The following is a 23064-nucleotide window of genomic DNA, read 5'->3' as shown; positions in this document are numbered from 1 at the left end:
GGCTGAGGCCTTTCGGTTAGCGGAGGGTGGTCTTGACGGTGCGCGGGGCGAGCCCGGGCGCGGTGACGGTGAGTTGCAGGGACGCGCGGCGCGGCAGCGTCTTCTTCAGCCGCAGAGCCGCGGTGACGGCGCGCCCGGGTTTGGTCTTGACGGTGCCGCGGGCGACGATGCGGCCCTTGTGGCGGGCGACGAGCTGCACCTTCACCGCCGTGGGCGTGGTGACGCGCACGCGCAGGCCGGAGCGGCGCGAGGCGCGCAGGATCTTGACCGTGGCCTTCGCCAGCGCGGGCTCGGCGTTCGGCGGTGCTGAGCCGTTGCCCGACGTGGCCCGATCGACCGACTCGCACGCGTCGGCCACATCGTTGGAATCCAGCACGGCGACGTCCGCGCCGATGCCACAGCCGATCTGGTCGAGCTCGCCGTCGCGCGCGGTGATCGTGTCGTTGCCGGCGGCGAACCCGTCGTCGGCCTGGCGGTCGGCGTCGACCGTGTCGGTTCCGGGGCCCGGGTCGAGCACGTCGTCGCCGAAGCCGCCGGTGAGACGGTCGCGGCCGGGGCCGCCCTCGAGCGTCTCGCCGTAGTCGGAGCCGATCAGCGTGTCGTCGCCACCAAGGCCGCGCAGGGTGACGGCGGCGCCGCCGGAGAGCAGTGCGTTCGGGCCGTCGTTGCCGGTGAGGACCGAGCCCGCGACGGACGCCGCGAGCACTTCGACGTCGGCGCCCACGTGGTCGCCCTCGGGCGAGTCGCCGGGTTGGCCGTCCAGGTTCGCGTCGACGCGGTTGTGCGGGAACTCGACGCGGTCGGTGCCGTCGCCCCCGTTGAACGTCTCGCGCGCGGGCGTGCCGAGCAGCAGGTCGTCGCCCGGGCCGCCGCTGTAGGTGCCCGGCCCGAAGGTGGCGCCGTTGAACGTGCCCACGCGGTCGTCACCGGGGCCGAGGTCGGCCTCGACGCCCGCGCTCGTCCCGACGTAGAGGATGTCGTTGCCGGTCCCCAGCTGCGCGACGGTGTCGCCGTCGCGGCAGGTGACGATCACGTCGTTGCCGTCGCCGCCGTCGATCAGCAGCGGCAGCGGGCACGCGCGCTGGACCCGGTCGAGGTTCGGGACCGACTGCACGTCGTTTCCATCGCCGAGCGAGAGCACCGCCAGCTGCACGCCGTCGGTCGCGCAGCGCGCGTCCCGCGAGCCGGCCGTGATCACCGGCTGGCAGCCGTCACCGGCGTCCACGCCGCCGGCGAGCGTGTCGGTCACCGTGACCGCGCCGGCCTCGTAGTAGAGCTCGGTGCTGTTGGTCTCACCGGGCGCGGCCACGAACAGCAGCGCGCGCACGCCGGAGGGCAGATCGACCACGCCGGCCGTCCCGGCGTGGGCGAGGTTCGGTCCGAGCGCCATCGAGACGGCCAGGAGCGACAGGACGCCGGCGAGGCGCCTGAGAGTGTGTGACATGGAAAGGGTCCTTGGGGAGGGGACGGGGTTGCTCCTCCACTGTGCGCGAGCGCCGCCCGCGCGTCCAATACCGCTTCCGTGTGGAGCGATACTTTGGCTCTAGGGCGCGGCCCAGGCCTGCTCCGCACGCACCTCGCGCGCGACCCGCAGCACCGCGTCGAGCGCGCCCGACCGCTTGTCCGCCCGCCACAGCAGGTCGAACGGCAGCGTCACCCGCGGCTCGATCGGCACGAACGCCGAGCCCTCCACCTGCTCGGCGAAGGCACTGCGCGCGTACACGACCACGCCCAAGCCCTCGCGGATCGCCTGCACACCGAGGTCCGGGTACGGATCGGGCACGGTCCGGGGCTCGAAGCCGGCGTCGCGGCAGAGCTGGACGACGGCGGCCGTATAGCCGGGGGAGTCGGGGCCGCCGGCGACGATGATCGGCTCGTCGCGCAGTTCGCCCAGCGCGACCGACGCGCGCTGCGCGAGCGGGTGGTCGGCGTTGACGTGCAGCACCGCGGGCGCGTCGCGCAGCCGCTCGCGCTCGAGCGCCGGATCGTCCTCCGCGCAGAAGCCGAGGACGAGGTCGAGCCGGCCCGCGCGCAGGTCGTGCAGCAGCGCGCCGGTGGTGTCCTCGCGCGGGTAGAGCATCACGCCCGGCGCGCGCGTCGCGCACGCGGCGAGGACCGCGGGCGCGAGCTCGAAGCGCGCCGTCGGCGCGACACCCAGCGTCAACTTGCCGGTCGGTGCGCTCTCGAGCTCGCGCACCTCGGCGAACACCGCCTCGGCGTGCGAGAGCAGCTCGCGCCCGCGCTCGAGCAGCAGCGCGCCCGCGGCGGTCAGCTCCACCTGCCGGCTCGAGCGGTGCAGCAGCGTCACGCCGAGCTGCTCCTCCAGCTGCCGGATGGCGGCGCTCAGCGGCGGCTGGGCGATGTGCAGGCGCGCGGCCGCGCGCGTGAAGTTGAGCTCCTCCGCGACCGCGAGGAAGTAGCGCAGCTGGCGAAGGTCCGGCGTCATCTCAGGGCTCGGCAGCGTACCGGCCACAGGCGCTGCTTTCGGGCCCCCCAAGCAACTGGCTCTAGCCCGGGATCGTCATCCAGCCGACCATGGGCGCTCCTAGAGCGAGGAGGAACCATGCGTTCGGTGAAGGTGCTGGCGGCCGCTTTGGCGCTGGGCGTCGCTGCCTGCGGCAGCGACGAGCCCGGCGGCGAGGCGGCGCAGTCGTCCAGCGAGGGGAAGACCCTCAAGATCTATTCGTCGGTGCCGCTGCAGGGCGCGTCGCGCACGCAGGCGGAGGCGATCGTGGACGGCGCGACGCTCGCGCTCGAGCAGGCCGGCGGCAAGGCGGGCCCGCACACGATCGAGTACGAGTCGCTGGACGACTCGACCGCGCAGGCCGGCGCGTGGACGCCGGAGGCCGAGTCGGCCAACGCGCTCAAGGCCGCGCAGGATGACGCGACCGCGGTCTACCTCGGCACGCTCAACTCGGGCGCGGCGAAGGTCTCGATCCCGATCCTCAACGAGGCGGGCATCCCGATGATCTCGCCCGCGAACACGTACGTCGGCCTCACGTCGGACGAGCCGGGCTCCGAGCCCGGTGAGCCGGGCAAGTACTACCCGACCGGCGCGCGCACGTACGCCCGCGTGGCGCCCCTCGACGTCAAGCAGGGCTCGGCGCTGGTGACGCTGATGAAGGAGGACGGCTGCACGAAGGTCGCGATGACCAACGACAAGGAGGTCTACGGCGCCGGCCTCGCGCGCGTGATCGAGATGGCCGCGAAGGCGCAGGGCCTGACGCTGACCGCCAACGACGCGATCGACAAGAACGCCTCCAACTACCGCGGCCTCGCCACCCGGGCCAAGAGCGACGGCGCCGACTGCTACGTCTACTCCGGCATCACGGCCAACAACGCGGTCCAGCAGTTCAAGGACTTCGCCGCCGCGCTCGGCCTGGACGGCAAGCTCTACGGCCCGGACGGCATCTGCGACGGGCTGTTCGCGAGCGAGGAGGAAGGCGGCATCCCCGCTTCGCTGGCGCCGCAGTTCAAGTGCACGGTGCCGACGCTGTCACCCGACGCGTACCCGCCGGCCGGCCAGGAGTTCTTCAAGACCTACAAGGCCAAGTTCGGCAAGACCGCGGACCCGTACGCGATCTACGGCTACGAGGCGATGTCGCTCGCGCTGGACGCCATCGAGCGCTCCAAGACCGGCGAGCGCGCGGACATCCTGGAGGCGATCTTCGCCACCAAGAATCGCGAGAGCGTCCTCGGCACCTACTCGATCAACGAGAACGGTGACACCTCGCTCGCCGACTACGGCGCCTACACCGTCCAGGACGGCGCCCTGAAGTTCGACCAGACGGTCAAGCCCGCGGCCAGCTAGCGGGCGCGGTCAAAGGCGGCGGCGACGGCGCGCATGTGCGCCTCGACCGCCGCCAGCAGCTCGCGGACGCCCGGTGAGAGCCGGGCTCCCGCGCGCGTCACGATCGCGAACGTGTCGTACAGCGCCGGAGCGAACGACGCCGTGTGCAGGCCGGCGGGGAAGTACGGCGCGTGAACGAACGCGCTCGGCAGGTAGGTGTCGCCGATGCCGTCGGCGACCAGCCGCAGCGCGATGTCCTTGAGCTCGACCTCGACCTTGGGCGCGAGCCGCAGGCCCTGCGACTGCGCCCGCTCGGCGAGCTGGCGGCGGATCGGGTCGCTGTCGGCGGACTCGGCGTCGTAGAAGATCAGCGGCGTCGCCGCCAGGCGCTCGATCGTCGCCGGTCCACGCGTGCGCTCGGGGTCCGCGCTCACGTAGACGACCTCGTCGCGCACGATCGGGCGCACCTCCAGCTTCTCGTCGTCGATCGGCAGCACGATCACGCCGGCCTCGAGCTCGCCGCGCCGGATGCGGTCGGCGAGCACGGACGAGTTCTGGCCGATCAGCCGCACCGACACGTTCGGGTGCCGGCGCAGGAACTCCACCACGAGCTCGTCGAAGCGCCACGCCTGCGGGCCGCCGAACACGCCCAGCTCGACCGTCCCGGTCCGCAGCGCGTTGAGCTCGCTGACGCTGTCGGCCGCGTCTTCCACCGCGCGCAGGCTGCGCGCCGCGTGCTCGGCGAACGCGCGGCCCGCCTCGGTGGCGACGACGCCGCGGCCGGCGCGCACGAACAGGTTCGTGCCCAGCGCCTGCTCGAGCTTGCGGATCTGCTCGGCCACAGCCGGCTGGGACACGCGCAGCGCCTCGGCGGCGGCGGTGAAGGAGCCGAGCTCGAGCGCGGCGCAGAAGCAGCGGATCTGCTGCAGCGACAAAAGCTCTGCCTTTGACTGCTCCAAGCAAGCAACCCTACCTTCGGTGTCCAGCGCGCTCGAAGATGCCGGCATGAGCCACCTGCTCCTGCACTTCTCCAAGTCGGCGGTCGACGAGTTGCTCGTGCTCGAGCGCGGTGAGGGCCCGTACGTCTTCGACACCGACGGCCGGCGCTACATCGACGCGCTGTCGAGCCTGTTCTGCGCACAGATCGGCTACAGCTACGGCGAGGAGATGGCCGCCGCGGCCACGCGTCAGCTGACGACGCTCGCGTTCAATACGAACTGGGGCACGGCGCACCCGGCGGCGCTGGAGCTGGCCGAGCGGCTCGCCGACCTCGCGCCGGGGGACCTGAACCAGGTGTTCTTCACCAGCGGTGGCTCGGAGGCGGTCGAGGCGGCGTGGAAGCTCGCCCGCGAGTACCACGTTGCGAACGGCCAGCCGCAACGCACGAAGGCGATCGCGCGCGACCGCGCCTACCACGGCGTGACGCTCGGCGCGCTCTCCTTCACCGGCGTCGACCGCTTCAAGGCGCCGTTCGGGCGCGCGCCGATCGACGTCACGCACGTGGCCAACACCAACGCGTTCCGGGACACCGGTGACCCGGCGACGTTCTGCGCGCGGCTGCTGCGTGAGGTCGAGGACGCGATCCTCGCCGCCGGCCCCGACGAGGTGGCGCTGATCATCGCGGAGCCCGTGCAGAACTCGGGCGGCTGCCTGGTCGCGCCGGACGGCTACTGGAGGGGCCTGCGTGAGCTGGCCGACCGTTACGGCGCGCTGCTGATGGCCGACGAGGTCATCACGGGCTGCGGCCGGCTCGGTGAGTGGTTCGGCGTGCAGCGCGAGGGCGTCGTGCCGGACCTCGTCTCGCTGGCCAAGGGCCTGACGTCCGCGTATGCGCCGATGGGTGCCGTCGTCGTGCGCGAGCACGTCGCGCCGCTGGGCGTCTTCCGCCACGGCATCACGTTCGGCGGCCATCCGCTCTGCGCCGCGATCGCGCTCACGAACATCGACATCTTCGAGCGCGACGGCGTGCTCGAGAACGTGCGCGCGCTGGAGCCGCACCTGGAGGCCGAGCTGGCCACGCTGCGGGAGTTGCCGATCGTCGGCGACACGCGCGGCGCCGGCTTCTTCTGGGCGATCGAGCTCGTGCGCGACGAGGCCGACACGCGCTTCGACCAGGCCGAGCGCGACGAGCTGCTGCGCGGCTTCCTGCCACGGCGGCTGCGCGAGGCCGGGCTGATCGCGCGCGCCGACGACCGCGGCGACAGCGTGCTGCAGATCGCGCCGCCGCTGATCAGCGACGCGGCGCTGCTGGATGAGATCGTCGACCGGCTCGGTGCGGTGCTGGTCGAGGCCGGAGACCATATGACCGCGGGAGTGGCGTGATGCTTGTCGACCTTGGAGTGCGCACGGCGCCGGTGTACGACCCGGCGACGGGCGAGGTGCAGCGAGAGCTCGTGCTGGCCGGGCCGGCGGATGTGGATGCCGCCGTGGCGAAGGCCAAGCGCGCGTTCGAGCACTGGAGCGACGTGTCGGTCACGCGCCGCGCGCGCGTGATGTTCAAGTTCCGCGCGCTGCTGGACCAGCACACCGACGAGCTCGCGCGGATCATCTCCTCCGAGCACGGCAAGACGCTCGACGACGCGCGCGGCGAGGTCGTGCGCGGCATGGAGGTCGTGGAGTACGCGTGCGGGATCGCCGAGCTGACCAAGGGCGAGTTCTCCGACCAGGTCTCCACCGGCGTCGACCTGCACTCGATCCGCCAGCCGCTCGGCGTGTGCGCGGGGATCACGCCGTTCAACTTCCCGATCATGGTGCCGCTGTGGATGCACCCGATCGCGATCGCGACCGGCAACACGTTCGTGCTCAAGCCGTCCGAGCGCGATCCCTCCGTGAGCGACCGCATCGCCGAGCTGTACGCCGAAGCCGGCCTCCCGGACGGCGTGTTCAACGTCGTGCACGGCGACAAGGTCGCGGTCGACGCGCTGCTCGATCACCCGGACGTGGCGGCGATCAGCTTCGTCGGCTCCACGCCGATCGCCCGCTCCATCCACCAGCGCGCGAGCGAGAACGGCAAGCGCGTGCAGGCGCTCGGCGGCGCGAAGAACCATGCCGTGGTGCTGCCGGACGCCGACCTCGAGTTCGCCGCCGACCAGCTGATCGCCGCGGGCTACGGGTCCGCCGGCCAGCGCTGCATGGCGATCAGCGTCGCGGTGGCCGTGGGCGACGTCGCCGACCAGCTGGTCGAGACGCTGCGTGAGAAGGCGCTGGCGATCAGGGTCGGCCCCGGTCTGGACCCGGACTCCGAGATGGGCCCCGTCATCACCGCGGCAGCGCGCGACCGCATCGTCGGCTACATCGACCGCACCGACGCGACCGTCGTCGTCGACGGCCGCGGCCACGAAGGCGACGGGTTCTTCGTCGGCCCGACGCTGCTCGACGACGTCACGCCGGAGATGGAGGCCTATACGGACGAGATCTTCGGCCCGGTGCTGGCGGTCCTGCGCGTGGAGACGCTCGACGCGGCGATCGACCTGATCAACGCCAACCCGTTCGCCAACGGGACGGCGATCTTCACCGCGAGCGGCCAGGCCGCGCGCACGTTCCAGCGCCGCGTCCAGGTCGGCATGATCGGCGTCAACGTGCCGATCCCGGTCCCGATGGCGTTCTACAGCTTCGGCGGGTGGAAGGACTCGCTGTTCGGCGACCACCACATCCACGGCCCGGAGGGCGTCCGGTTCTACACGCGAGCCAAGGCGATCACGACGCGCTGGCCCGACGCGCCGGAGCGCGCCCATCTCAACTTCCCGACGGCGCGATGACGCGCGACGTCGTCATCGTCGGGGGCGGGATCGCGGGGCTGTCGGCCGCATGGCACCTGCGTCACCGTGACGTGCTGCTGCTGGAGGCCGGCGACCGGCTCGGCGGCCGCATGCGCTCCGACGAGCGCGGCGACTACTGGCTCAACTACGGCGCGCACCTGTTCCCGGCGCCCGGGACGCTCGTCGACCGGATCACGGCCGAGTGCGAGCTGGAGACCGTGCCCGTCACCGGCGGGATGATGGGGCTCGCCGTCGGCGACGCGATCCTCGACGGCGGGCGCGTGGAGTCGTATCCGTTCCGGCTGCCGCTGTCGGTGCGCGAGCGGATCGCGTTCGCCCGCGCCGGCGTGAAGGTCCAGCTCGCCGTCCGCCGCTACCACGCCGCCGCCAACCGCTACGACTTCGAGAACGACCGTTCGTTCGCGGACTTCCTCGGGCCGCTGCCGCCGAAGGTGCACGCCATTTTCTCCTGCGCCGCGCACCGCGCGACGGGCGAGCTGGACGAGCTCGCGGCGGGTGCCGGGATCGGCCTGTTCGCGCTCGTGTGGGCGGGCAAGGGCTCACTGATCGCGCGCAACCTGCGCGGCGGGACGGGGCAGCTGCCCGCGGCGATGGGCCGCGAGCTGGGGGACCGTGCCCGCACCCACGCCCGGGTCGAGGCGGTGCGGGCCGACGGCGACGAGCTGGCGGTGAGCGTGAACGGCGAGGAGGTCCGCGCGCGCCACGTGATCATGGCCGCCAACGCGCCGTACGCGTCCCCGCTCGTCGGCCCGGTCGCGCCGCAGGCCGCGGACGCGCTGGCCAAGCTCACCTACGGCGCGTTCCTGAGCGTCGCGGTCGAGACGCGCGAGACGACCGCGATGCCCTACGACGGCGTCTACGCGATCGCCACGCCCGGCCGCGTGTTCGACATGTTCACCAACCAGGCGCACGCGCTGCGCGTCGGCCCGCGCACGCCGGGGGGCAGCCTGATGCTCTTCACCGGCGCGCAGCAGGCCGCGGCGCTGATGCGCGAGAGCGACGAGGTGATCGTCGAGCGCTTCCTCGCCGACCTCCACGCGATGTACCCGCAGACGCGCGGGGTCATCGCGAACGCGACCGTCCAGCGCTGGGAGCTGGGCAACGTGTACGCGAGCCCGGGCCGCGGCGCGCTGCAGCCCGCGCTGGAGGGCGCGCTCGGCACCCACGAGAACCTGCACCTGGCCGGCGACTACTTCGCCGAGCTGGGCACGATGGAGGCCGCCGCCCAGACCGGGCTCGCCGCGGCCGAACGAGTCGATTCACGAATCCGAGAGGCCGTCAATGTCTGACTTTCACGGGGTCCTGCCTGCGCTGCTCACGCCCTTCACCGAAGACGGGTCCGCGATCGACACCGAGGCGCTGACGGCCAACGTCGAACGCCTGATCGCGGCCGGCGTCGGCGGCCTCGTGCCGGGCGGCAGCACCGGCGAGTTCACGACGCTCACCAACGCCGAGCGCAGGCTGCTCGTCGAGACGGTCGTGAAGGCCGCCGATGGGCACGTGCCCGTCGTCGCCGGCACGGCGGCGCTCTCGACGCGCGAGACGGTCGAGCTGAGCGTGCACGCCGAGCAGGCCGGCGCGGCCGCGGTGATGATCATCCCGCCCTTCTACGACGCCCCGTCCTGGCGCGAGCTGAAGGCACATTTCCAGGCCGTCGCGGACGCGATCTCGATCCCGGTCATGTACTACAACATGCCCGGCGTCTCGGGCACCACGCTCACCGCCGAGCAGCTCGCCGAGCTCCCCGGCGTCACGTGTCTGAAGGACACCGGCGGCGACGCGACGTACGCGCAGGCGCTGATCCACGGCGACGGCCCGACGCTGCTCAACGGCTTCGACACGCACACGTTCCATGCGCTGGCCGCGGGCGTGGAGGCGGTCGTGTGGGGCACCGCGTCCGTGCTGCCGGAACAGTGCGTCGAGCTGCACCGCCTGCTCATCGACGACATCGACCTGCCCGCCGCGCGCGAGCTGTGGGCACGCCTCTGGGCGGTCTGCGACGTGCTCGAGAGCGTGGCCTACACCGCGGGCGTGAAGGCGGGCGCGCGCCTCACAGGCTTCACCACCGGGCCGGTGCGCGGGCCGCTGCTGGAGCTCGAGGACGCCGACCGGGTGCGCCTCGCGGCCGCCATCGAGGCCGCGACGGTTTCGTCGGTTCGATGAGTAGCCTCGTCGCGGTGCACGAGCTCCGCAACCTCGTGGGCGGCGAGCTGGTCGACGCGGTCGACGGCGCCACCCGCGAGATCCTCAACCCCGCCAACGGCGACGTCATCGGGCGCGTGCCCGAGGGCACCGAAGCCGACGTCGAGCGTGCGATGGCCGCCGCCCGCAACGCGCGCATCGGCTGGCGCGACACGACGCCCGCCCAGCGTCAGGAGGCGCTCCTCGCGCTCGCCGACGCCGTCGACCGCCACGCTGGCGAGCTCGCCGCGCTGGAGATCGCCAACGTCGGCAAGCCGCGCTCGCTCGCGGACGAGGAGCTGCCGATCTGCAGCGACGAGCTGCGCTTCTTCGCGGGCGCCGCGCGCGTTCAGAATGCTCCCGCAGCGGGCGAGTACAGCCCCACGCACACGTCGTTCATCCGCCGCGAGCCGGTCGGCATCGTCGGCCAGATCGCGCCGTGGAACTACCCGCTGATGATGGCGATCTGGAAGATCGCGCCCGCGCTCGCGACCGGCAACGTGGTCGTCCTCAAGCCGTCGGAGATCACGCCGCTCAGCACGTTGAAGCTGGCCGAGCTGGCCGCGGAGATCTTCCCGCCCGGCGTGCTCAACGTCATCACGGGCGAGGGCGATCCGGTGGGCCGCGGCATCGTCACCCACCGCGACGTCGCGCTCGTCTCGCTCACCGGCAGCGTGCCCACCGGCAAGTGGATCGCAAAGGCGGCGGCGGACAGCCTCAAGCGCGTGCACCTCGAGCTCGGCGGCAAGGCGCCGGTCGTGGTGCTTGACGACGCCGACCCGGCCAAGGTCGCGGCCGGCCTGCGCGTCGCGAGCTTCTGCAACTCGGGGCAGGACTGCACGGCCGCGGCCCGCGTGCTGGCCACACCCTCGATCTACGACGCGCTGCTCGAGGCGCTCGTGCCCGCGGCCGCCTCCCTCACGGTGGGCGATCCCGCCGAGGGCGACGCCATCGAGATGGGCCCGGTCGTCAGCGCCGCCCAGCAGCAGCGCGTGCTCGGCTTCCTCGACCGTGCCGTCGACGGCGGGGCCAACCTCCTGCTCGGCGGCTCCACCGGCCGCGACGGCGGGTACTTCGTGGAGCCGACCGTCGTCACCGGCGTCGGCCAGGACGCGGAGATCGTCCAGCAGGAGATCTTCGGGCCGGTCGTCACCGTCCAGCGCGTCGCGGACGAGGACGAGGCGATCCGCTTCGCCAACGACGTCCCGTACGGCCTCGCCGCCTCGATCTGGACGCGCGACGTCGGCAAGGCGCTCAACGGCGTGCGCGCGCTCGACTTCGGCTGCGTGTGGGTCAACGACCACCTGCCGTTCCTGTCCGAGATGCCGCACGGCGGCTTCAAGGAGTCCGGCTACGGCAAGGACCTGTCGACCTACGCGCTCGACGACTACACGCGCATCAAGCACGCGATGATCAGCCTCGACTGATCACCCGAACGAGCCGGCTCGCGCGTGGTCGACCGCGACGCGGAAGACCACGCGCTCCTCGTCGCGCGGGTACGGGCCGCCGAGGTACTTGTGCGAGAGGCGGTCGATGATCGTCCACGCCTCATCGCCCTCGACGCGCTCGGCGACGTGGCCGCGCAGATAGGCCATGTGGAACGGGTTGTGGGCCGCGGTCAGCGACAGCGCCACGCGCTCGTCGCCCGCCAGGTTACGCGCCTTGCGGGAGCCGGGGCCGGTGAGGAACACCACGTGGTCGCCGTCCGTGCCGACCCAGACCGGCACGGTGTGCGGCCCGCCGTCGGGCAGCACGGTGGCGACGTGGGCGACGTTGGTGGCGTCCAGCAGGGCGCGGAGGTCGTCGGAGATCATGCCCCTACAACGACCCCCCGGGCCGGAACTCATCGGTCACCCGAGCGTGAACGGGTCCCGCGTCGCGCCCGAGGTCTCGATCCAGATGGAGCGCGTCTCGGTGTACTCGCGCAGCACGTCGTAGCCGTTCTCGCGCCCGATGCCGGACGCGCCGAAGCCACCGAACGGGACGTTCGGGCCGACGACGCGGTACGCGTTGATCCACACCGTGCCGGCGCGCAGGCGCTGAGCGACGCGCATCGCGCGGCGCACGTCGAGCGTCCACACCGAGCCGGCAAGCCCGTACTCGGTGGCGTTGGCCAGCGCCACCGCCTCGTCCTCCTCGGTGAACGTCATCGCCGCGGTGACGGGGCCGAAGATCTCCTCGCGCACGGCGGGAGAGTCGGGAGTCACGTTGGTCAACAGCGTGGGCTGGACAAAGTAGCCGCCGAGCTCGGTCGCGGCGCCGCCGCCGCACGCTGCCTTCGCGCCCTGCGCCAGCGCCGCCTCCAGGATGCCCGTGACCTTCTCGAACTGCCGGGCGTTGGCCAGCGGGCCCATCTCGGTCGTCTCCTCGAGCGGGTTGCCGAGGACGATCTCGTTCGCGCGGGCGACGACGCGCTCGACCAGCTCGTCGTGCACGTCCTCGTGCACGACCAGCCGCGAGCCCGCCATGCACGTCTGGCCCGTCGCGGCGAACACGCCCGCGATCACGCCGTTGGCGGCGGCCTCGAGGTCGGCGTCCGGGAAGATCACCTGCGCCGACTTGCCGCCGAGCTCGAGCGTCACCCTGGCGAGGTGGGAGGTCGCGCCTTCCGCGACGTCGATGCCGGTCTTGGTCGAGCCCGTGAACGCGACCTTGTCGACGCCCGGGTGGCGGACGAGCGCGCGGCCCACCGCCGGGCCGTTGCCGGTGATGACGTTGAACACGCCGTCCGGGATGCCGGCCTCGGTCACGAGCCGCGCCAGCTCGAGCGCGGTCACCGGTGTGTGGTCGGACGGCTTGACGACCATCGTGCAGCCGGTCGCGAGCGCGGGCGCGAGCTTCCACGTCAGCAGCAGCAGCGGCGAGTTCCACGGCACGACCGCCGCCACCACGCCCACCGGCACGCGCTGCGTGAACGCGACGAAGTTCGGCTTGTCCGACGGGATCGACTCGCCCGCGAGCTTGTCCGCCCAGCCCGCGAAGTACCGGTACCAGGACGGCAGCAGCCGCATCTGGCCGCTGAACTCGCGCAGGAGCTTGCCGCTGTCGCGCGACTCGAGCTCGGCGAGCCGGTCCGCGTCGCGCTCGATCAGGTCCGCGAGCCGGTGCATGAGCCGCGAGCGCTCGAACCCCGTCCTCGCGCCCCACTCGCCCTCGAACGCGGCGCGCGCGGCGGCGACGGCGCGGTCGACGTCCGCGTCGCCGGCGTCCGGCACGCGCGCCCACGCCTCACCCGTGTAGGGGTCGACGGTGTCGTAGAAGCGTCCCTCGGCGGGCGGCACGCGCTCCCCGGCGACGTAGAGCTCGTACTGGGGAAGGTCCACGGTGGCCATCACGTCTCCCTCGCTCGACACGTGGAGGATAAGCCCGCGGCGTGGACCTCGAACGTCGCCGCCGCATCGGGCGCTGGTGGCTGATAACGCCAAGTGCCCGTGATGACGCGTGGCCGCTCGGGGTCGGGCGTCCCAGCCGTCCCGCCACCGCCCACCGGCCGTGGAGCGACGGGCTCGTAACGCGTGCCCTGATCGTCGTGCAGCGCCGGCGGCACCAGCGCGTCGAGCGCCGCCTCGAACGCGTCCAGCGCGGCGAGCCCGTGATCGGTGCCCTGCTCACCGCCGACGTGGTGGAACAGCACCTCGGTCGACTCGGTACGGGTGACGACGGCCACGACCGCGAGGCCGTCGTGCCGTTCCACGCGCTCGGGCACGTGAACGGTCCGCACGTGGCCCCGGCGTGCGAGCACCTCGAGCTCCTCCACGGGAGCGGCGTCCGCGGCTTCCTCCTCCGCCGTCGCCGGCGGGATGGCGACCGCGTGGATGCCCGTTGCGGCGAGGAGCTGCAGCCGCTCCTCGTCCTCGAGCCACGGCGTGGCCACCGCGAGCCGCCGAGCGCGCCATTCGGCTTCTACGTCGTCGCCCAGCACCCCGGCGCGGTGGAGCGCGGTCAGCGCGGCGTCGAAGCGGCGGCCGGCCCGCACCGCCTCGGGCCGAGGATTGCGGGACAGCGGGCGCACGTCGTCCAGCAGGCGCTCGAGGTGCCGGTGCGCCGCGGCGCCGGAGCCCGGCGCCGCCGGTGGCGGCTCGCCGGCGAGCACCCGCCGCCACTGAACGATCTCGTCCGCGCTGAACAGCGCCGAGTGCTCGGCCGCGGCCGCGAGGCCGTCGGCGTAGGAAGCGTCGTCGGCGCCGATCCCGGCCCATGTCCACAGCCATGCCTGGGCCTCGAACCGCGCGTCGGTCACAGGTCGACCCGGAACGTGACGTCGTCGTGACCATCCAGCGACAGATCGAGCCGGCGGGCGGTCGCCGGCGGCGCGCCGTAAAACGACGCGTGAGAGCTGTGGGCGTCGCCGCCGAATCCGCTGACGCGGTACGTCGTTCGGGCGTCGTCGGTCAAGGTCCACTCAGGCCAATCGTCGTCTGACTCGCCTTCGACGAGGACCGAGATGCCGTCCGCGAACCGCAGGACGAGCAACAGGCGGTGACCGCCGCGAACGTCCGGCGGCCCGGGTACGACCGCGAGCAAGTCGACCTCCGTCGCGCCCGCATTCAGCTCGCGTTCGAGCGCCCGCTCCTCTGCGGCACTCGGCCACCCGGCACGCGCGCGCAACGCCGTGTCCCACGCGCGCGCATCGGCGGCTCCGGCCGCGGCGAGCAGCCCGAGGGCGCCCTGGAAGCGCCGAACGGCCGGCTCGTCGCCGCGCGCGCTCACGGGCACGCTGTCCAGCCAGGTCGCGAGCAGCCGCTGAGCCCGCTCACTCGCGTCCGCGACCGGTTGCGGTTCAGCCGAGCCCACGAACCGTTCCCGCCAGCGCGCCGCCTCGGCGACGGTCACCGCGCCCGCGGCCTCGAGCGCCTCGAGTGCATCCAGCCCGCCCTCTGCCGTCCCGTCGCGCAGCTCGCAGTGCAGCCATTGGTCGGCACGGTCCACGGGCGGAACGCTACTCCTGAGCGATCGCGGACATCCCGGCCTGGGCGAACGCCACCGCGTCCGCGAGCAGCCGGTCGACGTCCGCCCGTGGGACCGTGCCGCCGTGCTCGGCGGCGGTGTGCTCGATGACCTCCATCGCCGCCGTCAGCGAAGCCGCGGCGAGCGTCGCCGGCACGCGCCGGTCGGGCCCGAACTGCTCGACGAGCGCGTCGGCGATCACGCGCGCGAACTCCTGGTGGAGCGCAAGCCGGCGTGCGGCGACCGTCGGCGCCTCTTCGGCGAGCCGCTGCTGGAGCACGAGCTCGGGCTCGATCCATCCGCCGAGCTCCACCAGCGCGAGCAGCCAGTCCCGGAACGTCGTGAGGGCTTCGTCCCCCGCGGCCAGTGCCTCGCGGAGCGCCTCGGCGGCCGCGGGCGCGTCGCCGAAGACGATGTCCTCCTTGGTCCCGAAGTAATTCAGGACGGTCGCGCGCGAGACCTCGGCCCCGGCGGCGATCTGGTCGATCGTCGTCGCCGCGAACCCCTGCTCGTCGAACAGCGCCATGGCGGCCTGGCGGATCGCCGCGCGCGTCGCCTGCTTCTTGCGCTCCCGGAGCCCAGCCACGGAAACAACCTAGCACTGAGACCAAATATAAACTCAGTTGAAACTTAGACTGCGTATATGTATCTTGTTCGCCATGACCTCCCTGCTCTCCTGGCTCGCCAACGTCATGGGTCGCCGCCCCCGGATCGCGACCCTCGCCGTCCTCGCCACCGTCGTCGCCGTCATCGGCGGCGGCATGGCCGTGGGCGGCACCTTCAAGGACGACTTCACGGTCCCCGGCATCGAGTCGCAGACCGCGCAGGACCTGCTCGCCGAGCGCTTCCCGCAGCAGTCCGGCACCAGCGCCGCCGTCGTCTTCAGCGGCGACCTCTCGGCGCAGGCGCTCGCGCCGACGCTCGAGGCCATCGACCGCCAGCCGCACGTCGTCGGCGTCGCCGAGCTCCAGACGTCGGAGGACGGCAAGACCGCCTTCACCACCGTCAGCTACGACCAGGACGCGACCGACCTCGGCGCGGACGCGCGCGAGCGGCTCGAGGCCGCGGTCGCGAAGGCGCCGAAGGGCGTCTCGGTCGCCATGTCCGGCGAGCCGATCGACGGCGCCGCCACGGGCGGCTTTCCGATCGGCGAGCTCGCGGGCCTGCTGATCGCGGTCGCGCTGCTGGTGATCGTCCTGCGCAGCGCCCGCGCCGCGCGCAACGCGCTCGGGACCGCGCTCGTCGGCGTGGCCGCCGGCTTCGGCGTGCTGCTGTGGGTCGCGTCGCTCACCGACGTGCCCGGGCTCGCGCCGACGCTCGGCGGCATGCTCGGCCTCGGCGCGGGCATCGACTACGCGCTGCTGCTCACCGCCCGCCAGCAGGAGGAGCTGCGCGCGGGGCGTGAACCGCTCGAGGCCGCCCGCCGCGCCAACCGCAGCGCCGGCGAGTCCGCGCTGACCGCCGCCGGGATCGTGCTGGTCTCGATCTCCGGCCTGCTCGTGACCGGCATCCCGTTCGTCGGCCGCGCGGGTGTCGCCGCCGGCCTGGTGGTGCTCGTCTGCGCGATCGTCTGCGTCACGCTGCTTCCCGCGCGGTTCGCGAAGTCCGGGGAGAAGCTGTTGCCCAAGCGGGAGCGTCGCGGCGCCGCGAAGCCGGTCAAGGCGCCGTGGGCGACCAAGCGGCCCGTGTTCGCGCTGCTCGCCGCCGGCCTGGTCACCGCCGCGCTGGCCGCTCCCGCCGCCGGCCTGCAGCTCGGCCAGCCCGACGATCGCAACCTCGGAACCGACGCCACGCAGCGCCAGGCGTACGACCGGCTCGCGGCCGGGTTCGGCGCGGGCGTCAACGGGCCGCTGGTGCTCGCCGTCGCCAACCCGGACGCGGCGGGCCTGAAGCAGCTGGAAGCCGGGCTCGCGGCCGATCGCGAGGTCGCGCGGCTCGAGCCGGCCGTGGTGAACGAGGCCGGCGACGCGGCCGTGATCACCGTCATCCCCAAGCACGGCCCGCAGGAAGAGGCCACGCGGGAGCTCGTCGAGCGCATCCGCGAGTCGGTGGTTCCCGCATCCGGCACCCGCGCCTACGTCGGTGGCCGCACCGCCCGCTACGGCGACGAGGCGAGCAAGATCGCGTCGCGCATCCCGGTGTTCGCGGTGACCGTGGTCGGGCTCTCGCTGCTGTTGCTGCTGATCGCGTTCCGCTCGTGGCGGATCTCGGTCATGTCCGCGGTGTTCAACCTGGCGTCGATCGCGGCCGCCTACGGCGTCATCACGCTCGCGTTCCAGACGTCGACGGGCGCCTCGCTGCTGGGCGTCGAGCAGCAGCCGGTCGTCCCGTACGTGCCGCTGTTCATGTTCGCGATCCTGTTCGGGCTCTCCACGGACTACAACGTGTTCCTGCTCTCGCGGGTGCGTGAGGAGTGGGGCCGCCACGCCGACCACCGCGCGGCGATCGCGACCGCGTGCGCCGGCACCAAGCGCATCATCACCGCCGCCGGCGCAATCATGATCGCGGTCTTCATGGGCTTCGCCACTGACCACGATCCCGTGATCAAGATGACCGGCATCGGGCTTGCCAGCGCCGTCCTGGTGGACGTCACGCTGGTCCGGCTGTTCATGGCCCCGGCGGCGCTGACGCTCCTCGGGAATCGGCTGTGGCCGGAGCGTCGCCGCGCCGGCGCGCCCGTCTTCGTCCGCGCGCAATAAGCGCGACGGCGAGCACGAGCAGGACGATCAGCGCTACGCGACTGACGGTGTCCCCGACCTCGTCGAAGGACTCCGCGGCCGCGTAGCCGAGCGTGACGAACGTGGCGCTCCAGATGACGGCGCTCGCGACGCTGTAGGGAACGATCCGGCGGACGGTGACGCCGGACGTTCCCGCCACGAATGGCAGCGTCGAACGGAACAGGCCCGTGAAGCGGCCGAGGAACAGCGCCTTGCCGCCGTGGCGGGCGAAGAACCCGTCGACTGCGGCCGCCGCCCGGGGGAGGCGGCGTTCCAGGAACGGCCGGCCGAGCACCCGGCCGGCCGTCACGCTGACGAGGTCGCCGGCGACGGCGGCGGTCGCGACGAGCGCGATCATCAGGCCGAGCGCGGCGACGCCCTGGTCGGCGATCACGACGCCGCCGGTGAGCAGCGCCAGCTCACCGTGCACGAGCCAGCCGGCGAACGCGGTGGTCTCGAGGAAGATCAGCGCCGGCACCGCGAGATAGACCCACGCGCCAACGGTCCCGAGCACGTCCGCGAGCTCGCCCGCGAGCAGCACGCCCGCGGCCAGCACGCAGACCGAGACCAGCGCAGCAGTCACCCCCGCGGGACGCACGACGTACGGCGACCCTCTCACACGGGTCGCGCCGGCGCAACGCTCAAAGCACCGACGGCCGGAACGGGTCGGTCCAGGCGATGCCCTCCTCCTCGAAGCGCCGTTCGAGCGCCTCGACGCCGTGGGCGGCCTTGAAGTCGCGTTCGGCCTCGGAGATGGGCTGGACGGCGAGGATGCGGATGTGCCCGCCGTCGAACGCGCAGCGCTCGAGCTGCGGCCCGAACGCGTAGGGGAGCGAGATGAGCTCGTGCGTGAGGTGCGAGCCCGGCAGCCACGGCTCGCCGATCGGCACGGTGTGGCCCCAGTCCATCCGCTGGGACGCGGGGCCCGCGTGGTAGTGGGCCAGCATCGTCAGCAGCTCGACGTGGCGGTCGCCGTCGGTCGCCGCGCTGAGGACGAACTCGAGCCCGTGGCCCTGCCGGTCGTGGAGCGCGTCCCAGCAGCCGGTGGTGACGTAGGTCCACGCGCTGGTCAGGCGTGGGCCCGGTGCGACCGCGTAGACGCCGAACGCGGGGACGCGCCGGAGGATGGGGCCGAGCGGCCAGTCGCGCAGCTCGATCCGGTGGCCGGCGAAGAAGCCGGTCAGGTGGGCGCGCAGGGCCTTGCCGGCGACGGACGCGCCGGGCGCGAACCCCGGGGCGCCGCCGTGGCGCAGCAGCTCCACGGCGCCTTCGCTCTCGAGGTCCTCGCCGCGTTCGGCCGCGTGCACGGCGTGCGGCGCGAGGTTCCCGTCGCCGCCGGTGAAGTACAGGAGGTGATCGGAGGCGTCGTCGTCGCCGAGCGCGATGGCGCGGAAGATGAGGCGCGCGCCGGCCTCGTCGCCGCGGGCGATCAGCGCGTGAGCGGCGGCCTGGATCGGCGCCGTGTCCTCGCTGTCGGTGAGCAGGCGCAGGAGCGCCTGGCGCGCGACTTCATCGTCGTACGCGGCCAGGCGCTCGGCCGCTTGGCAGCGGTCCTCCCAGCGCGGGGAGGATGCGAGCGCGACCAGCTCTGGCGGCGTGGCGTCCACGCCGCCAGTCTTGCGATCAGCGCAGCGGGATGCGCAGGATCTCGCCGGCGCCCGCCTGGTCGCCCTTGTTGGAGACGTAGGCGTAGTGGCCGTCGACGGCCAGGCCCGTCGGGGACTGCAGCGTGCCCGGGGCGAGCTCGGTGCGCGGGCCGCGCTTCGGGACGCGGATCAGCTTGCCGGGGGTGGGCGGCCCGATCAGGGTCGCGCTGGTCATCTGCAGCACGTAGAGCGTGCCGTCCTTGCCGAACGCGAGGTCGTTGATGGTGGTGAAGCCGGTGGCGTACTCGGTCGGCGCCTGCCCGGGGACGATCCGCCACACGCTGGCGCCGCCCGTCGGGAACGGGAAGCCGGTGAGCTGGCCGACGTAGTAGGCGCCGTCCGGGCCGCGGACGATCGAGGTCGGGACGGACTGGGTCGGGACCGGCGTGCCCGGCGGGATCGGGATCTCCGGGAGCCCTTCCGGCATCGGCGACATCTTGAACGGGATCACGCGGAGCGTCTCCGGGCCGCGGAAGCCGTAGCGGATGAGGCTGTTGCCGCCGGCGTCGGCGACGGTCACGTGCAGGCCGCTGGCGTCGACCGAGTTCGGGTTGGAGTCGACCTCGGCCGTCGGCTGGTCGGCGTCCGGGTTGTGCGCGGCCTCGTAGCCGGCCGGGTCACCGGCGACGCCCGCGACGTGGCCGGTCGGCAGCAGGCGGTAGAGCTTGCCCATGCCGGCCGTCTGCGGGTACTGCTCGCGCTGGGCGGGGTTCGCGCCGAGGCCGACGGTGAAGTAGCCGAGCAGGCCGCCGAGCGTGAAGGAGATGTCGGACGGGCCGGTCGCCTCGCCGCCGGTCGCCGACGCCACCGAGGGCAGGTTGGAGACGACCCGCTTCTTGTTGCCGCGCTTGTCGATCTTCGTGATCGCGCCGGTCTTGCCGAAGCAGCCCGCGCCGCCCTCGGGGTTCTCGAGCGTGCAGTCGCTGCCGCCGCGGCCGGACTCGGCGACGTACAGCTCCCCGCCGAAGCCGAAGTCGAGTCCGCGGGGGTTGTCCAGGCCGCTGGCGATCACCTGCGGGCCGGTCGCCGCGGCCGGAGCCGCGCCGATGGCCAGCACACCCGCCGCGAGGACGAGGCTCTTGCGCAAGTCGATGGTCATGCCCGGCGAAGGTACGGACGCGGCCGCGCGGGTTGATCAGGGAGATCCCTAGTCGAGGTAGTCGGCGACGGGGCCGAGCGTGAGCACGCCGCTGCCCGCCGCGTGCTCGTCCCGCGCCGGCTCGAGGTGGGCGCGGGCGCGCCGCAGCGTGTGCTCGTCGCCGACTGCGGCGGCGGCTTTCGCCGTCAGGCACCAGAGCGCCTCCAGCAGCAGGTCGGCCGGAGGATCCGGCAGCGCGCGGACGGCCGCGGCGGCCCGGCCGCGTTCGCCGCGCGCGAGCAGCACGTGCGGCCGCGCCCACGGCCCGTAGGGCCCGAAGTCGCCGTCGAGGTTCCAGGTGGCGAGGGCGAGAAGCCCGCGCTCCACCCCGGGCATGCCCGCGTCGGGGAGCAGCGCCGCGGCGTCGCGATAGTCGCCGGTGCGCATCGCTCGGTACAGCGACGTGAAGACGGCGACGAGTGGGCGCTCGTGCCGGGCGTCGAGCCGGTCGGCCGCCGCGGCATGCCCGTCGGCGCCGGCGAAGTCGCCGAGCGCGCCGCGCGCCTGCATGCGGATCAGGTGGCCGAGCACCTCGACCGACGCCAGCTCGTGGCGCGTGGCGAGCGCGACGAGCTCGGCGCCGATCGCGTCGCGCCGCGGAGCGAGCCCGCAGCGCTCGAAGGACTGCATCCACACGCCGTTGAGCGCGAAGGCGAGCAGCGCGGGATCGTCGAGCTCGCGCGCGAGCCGCTCCGCCTCGCGCGCGGCGTCGGCCGCCGCGCGTGTGCCGGCGCCGCGCGACTCGAGCGCGATCGTCGCCAGCAGCGGCGCGCGCGACGCATCCGGCAGGTCGGCGTCGAGCGCGCGGCGGGCGGCCGCGACGATCGTGGCGGCGTGCTCGGGATCGTCGGAGCGTGTCCAGATCGCGGGGACGTCGTAGGCGCCGATCACGCGCGCGGTCAGGAGCGGGTCGTCGAGCTCCTCGGCGGCGGCGATCGCGGCCAGCCGGTGCGTGCGCGCCTCGGTGAGCCCGCCGCCGCCCGTCACGGCGAGCCCGCGCAGCAGGCCGACCGTCGACTCGAGCCGCACGCGAGCGCGCGCGCCGACCTCGCGGTCGTAGGCCGCGGCGGCGCGGGCCCATACCGCGTCCACGCCGGACGCGGGTGCGTCCGCGCCGTGCAGGAGGTCGCGCTGCAGGGCACGCAGCGGCTCGCCCGGCTCGATCCCGAGCTGCTCGCCGAGCTGGACGTGCGCGCGCCGGAGCACTTCGAGCGCGTCGCCGCGCCGTCCGCCGCTCGCCAGTGCGAGCGCCAGCAGCCGCCAGCCCTCCTCGCGCCACGGGTGCGCGGCGACGTGCGCGTCGAGGTCCGCGACCGCCTCGGCGGCTCGCCCGATCCGAACGCGCGCGTCGGCCACGGCCTCCACCGCGTGCAGGCGCAGCTCGGCCAGCCGCCGCCGCTCGCCGAGCGCCCAGTCCTGGTCGTCGAGGTCCGCGAACGCCGGCCCGCGCCACCAGCCGAGCGCCTCGAGCAGCCGCCCCAGCCGCGCCTCGCTCGCGAGGGTGGCCGCCGCCTCGACCGCCGCCTCGAACCGCCACGCGTCGACGCCGAACGCCACGACGCCCGCGTCCGTAGCCGCCGCGTCCGTCGCCGCCGCGTCCGTCGCGCCGCCCGCGCTCGTCGCCGCACCACTCGCGGGCGCGCCGCCCGGGCCCGCCGTGCGCAGCGCGTACCCGGGGCCCTCGGTCACGACCAGCCCCCGGGCCGGGCCGAGCGCGCGGCGCAGGTCGCTCACGAACGTGCGGACCGAGCCGACGGCGCGCGGCGGCGGGGCGACCGGCCACAGGTCGTCGACCAGGCGCTCGAGGGGCACGACGGCGCCCCGCGCGACGATCAAGCGCGCGAGCACGGCGCGGTGGCGGGGCCCGCGCAGCGCCACGCGCGAGCCTGCTTCGTCCCACGCCACGACGGGCCCTAGCACTCCGAACTCCACGGCGACCCAGTCTTGCTGATCGGTTGCTGATCGCCCCGAGCGAGCCTGCGGCGCATGCAGATCGAAGGCTTTGAGTACCGCGACGTGAAGGTCGCCGAAGACGTCTCCCTCCACACCGCGATCGCGGGGAGCGGCCCGGCGATCGTGCTCCTGCACGGGTTCCCGCAGACGCACCTGATGTGGCGCCACGTCGCCCCCCGCCTCGCCGCCACGCACACCGTCATCTGCCCCGACCTGCGCGGCTACGGTGCGTCGTCCAAGCCGGCGGACGGCTACGCCAAGCGTACGATGGCGCAGGACGTCGTCAACCTGGCGGACGCGCTCGGCTTCGAGCGGTTCGCGCTCGCCGGCCACGACCGCGGCGCGCTCGTCGCGTTCCGCGCCGGCCTCGACCATCCCGACCGCATCACCGACCTCACGATCCTCGACGTCCTCCCGACGCTGGACATGTGGGAGGTGCTGCACGGCGTCGACGCGACGGTCGCGTTCCACCTGTATCTCATGGCGCAGCCACGCCCGTTGCCCGAGCAGCTGATCGCGGGCGCGCCCGACGCGTTCTTCGGCTTCTTCCTCGACCTCTGGGGCATCACGCCGTTCGACCCGGAGATCAAGGCGGCCTACCTGCAGGCCTCGCGCGAGGCGATTCCTTCGATCGTCGCCGACTACCGCGCGTCGGCCTCGACCGACATCGATCACGACCGCGCAGACCGCGCCGCCAGCCGCACGCTCGCCATGCCGACGACCGTCGTCCAGCAGGACTGGGGTGCCGCGCTCGGGTTCGACGCCGCGGCGCTGTGGCGTCCGTGGGCGCCCGCCCTCACCCACCGCACGGTCACCTCCGGCCACTTCATGGCGGAGGACGATCCGGAGCTGATCACCGAAGTTCTGCTCGCGGTTAGTCGAAACTGATGATACGTTCCGAGCGGTAGTGGTC

The 23064-nt window shown here is 73.3% G+C and carries 20 protein-coding genes; 8 read left to right on the top strand and 12 right to left on the bottom strand.

The features are described 5' to 3' along the window. Positions 1-16: 16 nt before the first annotated feature. On the bottom strand, positions 17-1444 hold the full coding sequence (locus OJ962_RS03230) for a calcium-binding protein (RefSeq protein WP_202955357.1): 1428 nt from the start codon (positions 1442-1444) through the stop codon (positions 17-19). Positions 1445-1543: 99 nt separating this feature from the next. Next, positions 1544-2446, bottom strand: a complete 903-nt coding sequence (locus tag OJ962_RS03225) for a LysR family transcriptional regulator (protein ID WP_238931881.1) — start codon at positions 2444-2446, stop codon at positions 1544-1546. 117 nt (positions 2447-2563) lie between these two features. Here OJ962_RS03225 and OJ962_RS03220 point away from each other — a divergent pair, with 117 nt between their 5' ends. Beyond that, positions 2564-3811: a branched-chain amino acid ABC transporter substrate-binding protein gene (locus OJ962_RS03220; RefSeq protein WP_202955359.1), complete on the top strand. Its 1248-nt coding sequence runs from the start codon at positions 2564-2566 to the stop codon at positions 3809-3811. Here OJ962_RS03220 and OJ962_RS03215 read toward each other — a convergent pair. Next, entirely contained in the window at positions 3808-4749 is a 942-nt protein-coding gene (locus tag OJ962_RS03215) for a LysR family transcriptional regulator (RefSeq protein WP_202955360.1), read from the bottom strand. The genes OJ962_RS03220 and OJ962_RS03215 overlap by 4 nt on opposite strands. 46 nt (positions 4750-4795) lie before the next feature. Here OJ962_RS03215 and OJ962_RS03210 point away from each other — a divergent pair, with 46 nt between their 5' ends. The 5 genes from OJ962_RS03210 to OJ962_RS03190 are packed head-to-tail and all read left to right on the top strand — an operon-like array spanning position 4796 to position 11177. Beyond that, the gene (locus OJ962_RS03210; RefSeq protein WP_202955361.1) at positions 4796-6112 is read left to right on the top strand and encodes an aminotransferase class III-fold pyridoxal phosphate-dependent enzyme; all 1317 of its coding nucleotides are present in this window, start codon (positions 4796-4798) and stop codon (positions 6110-6112) included. Next, positions 6112-7548: a CoA-acylating methylmalonate-semialdehyde dehydrogenase gene (locus OJ962_RS03205; protein WP_202955362.1), complete on the top strand. Its 1437-nt coding sequence runs from the start codon at positions 6112-6114 to the stop codon at positions 7546-7548. Before OJ962_RS03210 ends, OJ962_RS03205 begins: the two co-directional genes overlap by 1 nt. Continuing rightward, positions 7545-8858, top strand: coding sequence for a protoporphyrinogen/coproporphyrinogen oxidase (locus OJ962_RS03200; protein ID WP_202955363.1), 1314 nt, complete (start codon positions 7545-7547; stop codon positions 8856-8858). Before OJ962_RS03205 ends, OJ962_RS03200 begins: the two co-directional genes overlap by 4 nt. After that, positions 8851-9732 carry a dihydrodipicolinate synthase family protein gene (locus OJ962_RS03195; protein ID WP_202955364.1) on the top strand — a complete coding sequence of 294 codons (882 nt, stop codon included), beginning with the start codon at positions 8851-8853 and terminating at the stop codon, positions 9730-9732. Before OJ962_RS03200 ends, OJ962_RS03195 begins: the two co-directional genes overlap by 8 nt. Further along, positions 9729-11177 carry an aminobutyraldehyde dehydrogenase gene (locus OJ962_RS03190; RefSeq protein ID WP_202955365.1) on the top strand — a complete coding sequence of 483 codons (1449 nt, stop codon included), beginning with the start codon at positions 9729-9731 and terminating at the stop codon, positions 11175-11177. Before OJ962_RS03195 ends, OJ962_RS03190 begins: the two co-directional genes overlap by 4 nt. On the opposite strand, the gene OJ962_RS03185 is transcribed toward OJ962_RS03190, so the two are convergent. Genes OJ962_RS03185 through OJ962_RS03165 form a run of 5 tightly spaced genes read right to left on the bottom strand, consistent with a single transcriptional unit; the run spans position 11178 to position 15283 of the window. Then, entirely contained in the window at positions 11178-11564 is a 387-nt protein-coding gene (locus OJ962_RS03185; RefSeq protein WP_202955366.1) for a PPOX class F420-dependent oxidoreductase, read from the bottom strand. It lies immediately after the preceding gene. A gap of 36 nt (positions 11565-11600) precedes the next feature. Continuing rightward, on the bottom strand, positions 11601-13082 hold the full coding sequence (locus OJ962_RS03180; protein WP_238931882.1) for an aldehyde dehydrogenase: 1482 nt from the start codon (positions 13080-13082) through the stop codon (positions 11601-11603). Continuing rightward, complete coding sequence (locus tag OJ962_RS03175) at positions 13082-13990, bottom strand: hypothetical protein (RefSeq protein WP_202955368.1); 909 nt, start codon at positions 13988-13990, stop codon at positions 13082-13084. The genes OJ962_RS03180 and OJ962_RS03175 overlap by 1 nt, the downstream gene beginning before the upstream one ends. Next, the gene (locus OJ962_RS03170) at positions 13987-14679 is read right to left on the bottom strand and encodes a hypothetical protein (protein ID WP_202955369.1); all 693 of its coding nucleotides are present in this window, start codon (positions 14677-14679) and stop codon (positions 13987-13989) included. The genes OJ962_RS03175 and OJ962_RS03170 overlap by 4 nt, the downstream gene beginning before the upstream one ends. 10 nt (positions 14680-14689) lie before the next feature. Continuing rightward, complete coding sequence (locus tag OJ962_RS03165; protein WP_202955370.1) at positions 14690-15283, bottom strand: TetR/AcrR family transcriptional regulator; 594 nt, start codon at positions 15281-15283, stop codon at positions 14690-14692. A 73-nt stretch (positions 15284-15356) separates the two neighbouring features. On the opposite strand from OJ962_RS03165, the gene OJ962_RS03160 reads away from it, so the two are divergent. Then, positions 15357-17396 (top strand): MMPL family transporter, encoded by a 2040-nt coding sequence (locus OJ962_RS03160; protein ID WP_202955371.1) that lies wholly within the window; start codon positions 15357-15359, stop codon positions 17394-17396. Here OJ962_RS03160 and OJ962_RS03155 read toward each other — a convergent pair. The 4 genes from OJ962_RS03155 to OJ962_RS03140 are packed head-to-tail and all read right to left on the bottom strand — an operon-like array spanning position 17305 to position 22130. Continuing rightward, positions 17305-17997 (bottom strand): DedA family protein, encoded by a 693-nt coding sequence (locus OJ962_RS03155; RefSeq protein WP_270006179.1) that lies wholly within the window; start codon positions 17995-17997, stop codon positions 17305-17307. The genes OJ962_RS03160 and OJ962_RS03155 overlap by 92 nt on opposite strands. Before the next feature lie 58 nt (positions 17998-18055). After that, positions 18056-19021: a suppressor of fused domain protein gene (locus OJ962_RS03150; protein ID WP_202955373.1), complete on the bottom strand. Its 966-nt coding sequence runs from the start codon at positions 19019-19021 to the stop codon at positions 18056-18058. 16 nt (positions 19022-19037) lie between these two features. Next, positions 19038-20159, bottom strand: coding sequence for a ScyD/ScyE family protein (locus OJ962_RS03145; RefSeq protein ID WP_202955374.1), 1122 nt, complete (start codon positions 20157-20159; stop codon positions 19038-19040). A gap of 48 nt (positions 20160-20207) precedes the next feature. Then, positions 20208-22130, bottom strand: a complete 1923-nt coding sequence (locus tag OJ962_RS03140) for a BTAD domain-containing putative transcriptional regulator (RefSeq protein ID WP_270006178.1) — start codon at positions 22128-22130, stop codon at positions 20208-20210. 54 nt (positions 22131-22184) lie between these two features. Between OJ962_RS03140 and OJ962_RS03135 the strand changes: the two genes are divergently transcribed. Next, positions 22185-23039 carry an alpha/beta fold hydrolase gene (locus tag OJ962_RS03135; protein WP_202955375.1) on the top strand — a complete coding sequence of 285 codons (855 nt, stop codon included), beginning with the start codon at positions 22185-22187 and terminating at the stop codon, positions 23037-23039. Positions 23040-23064 lie beyond the last annotated feature (25 nt).

Source organism: Solirubrobacter deserti (assembly GCF_027587175.1).
GTDB classification, from domain to species: Bacteria; Actinomycetota; Thermoleophilia; order Solirubrobacterales; family Solirubrobacteraceae; genus Solirubrobacter; species Solirubrobacter deserti.
Note: the sequence above shows the minus strand (reverse complement) of the source record. Positions and strands in the feature narration are given on the sequence as shown.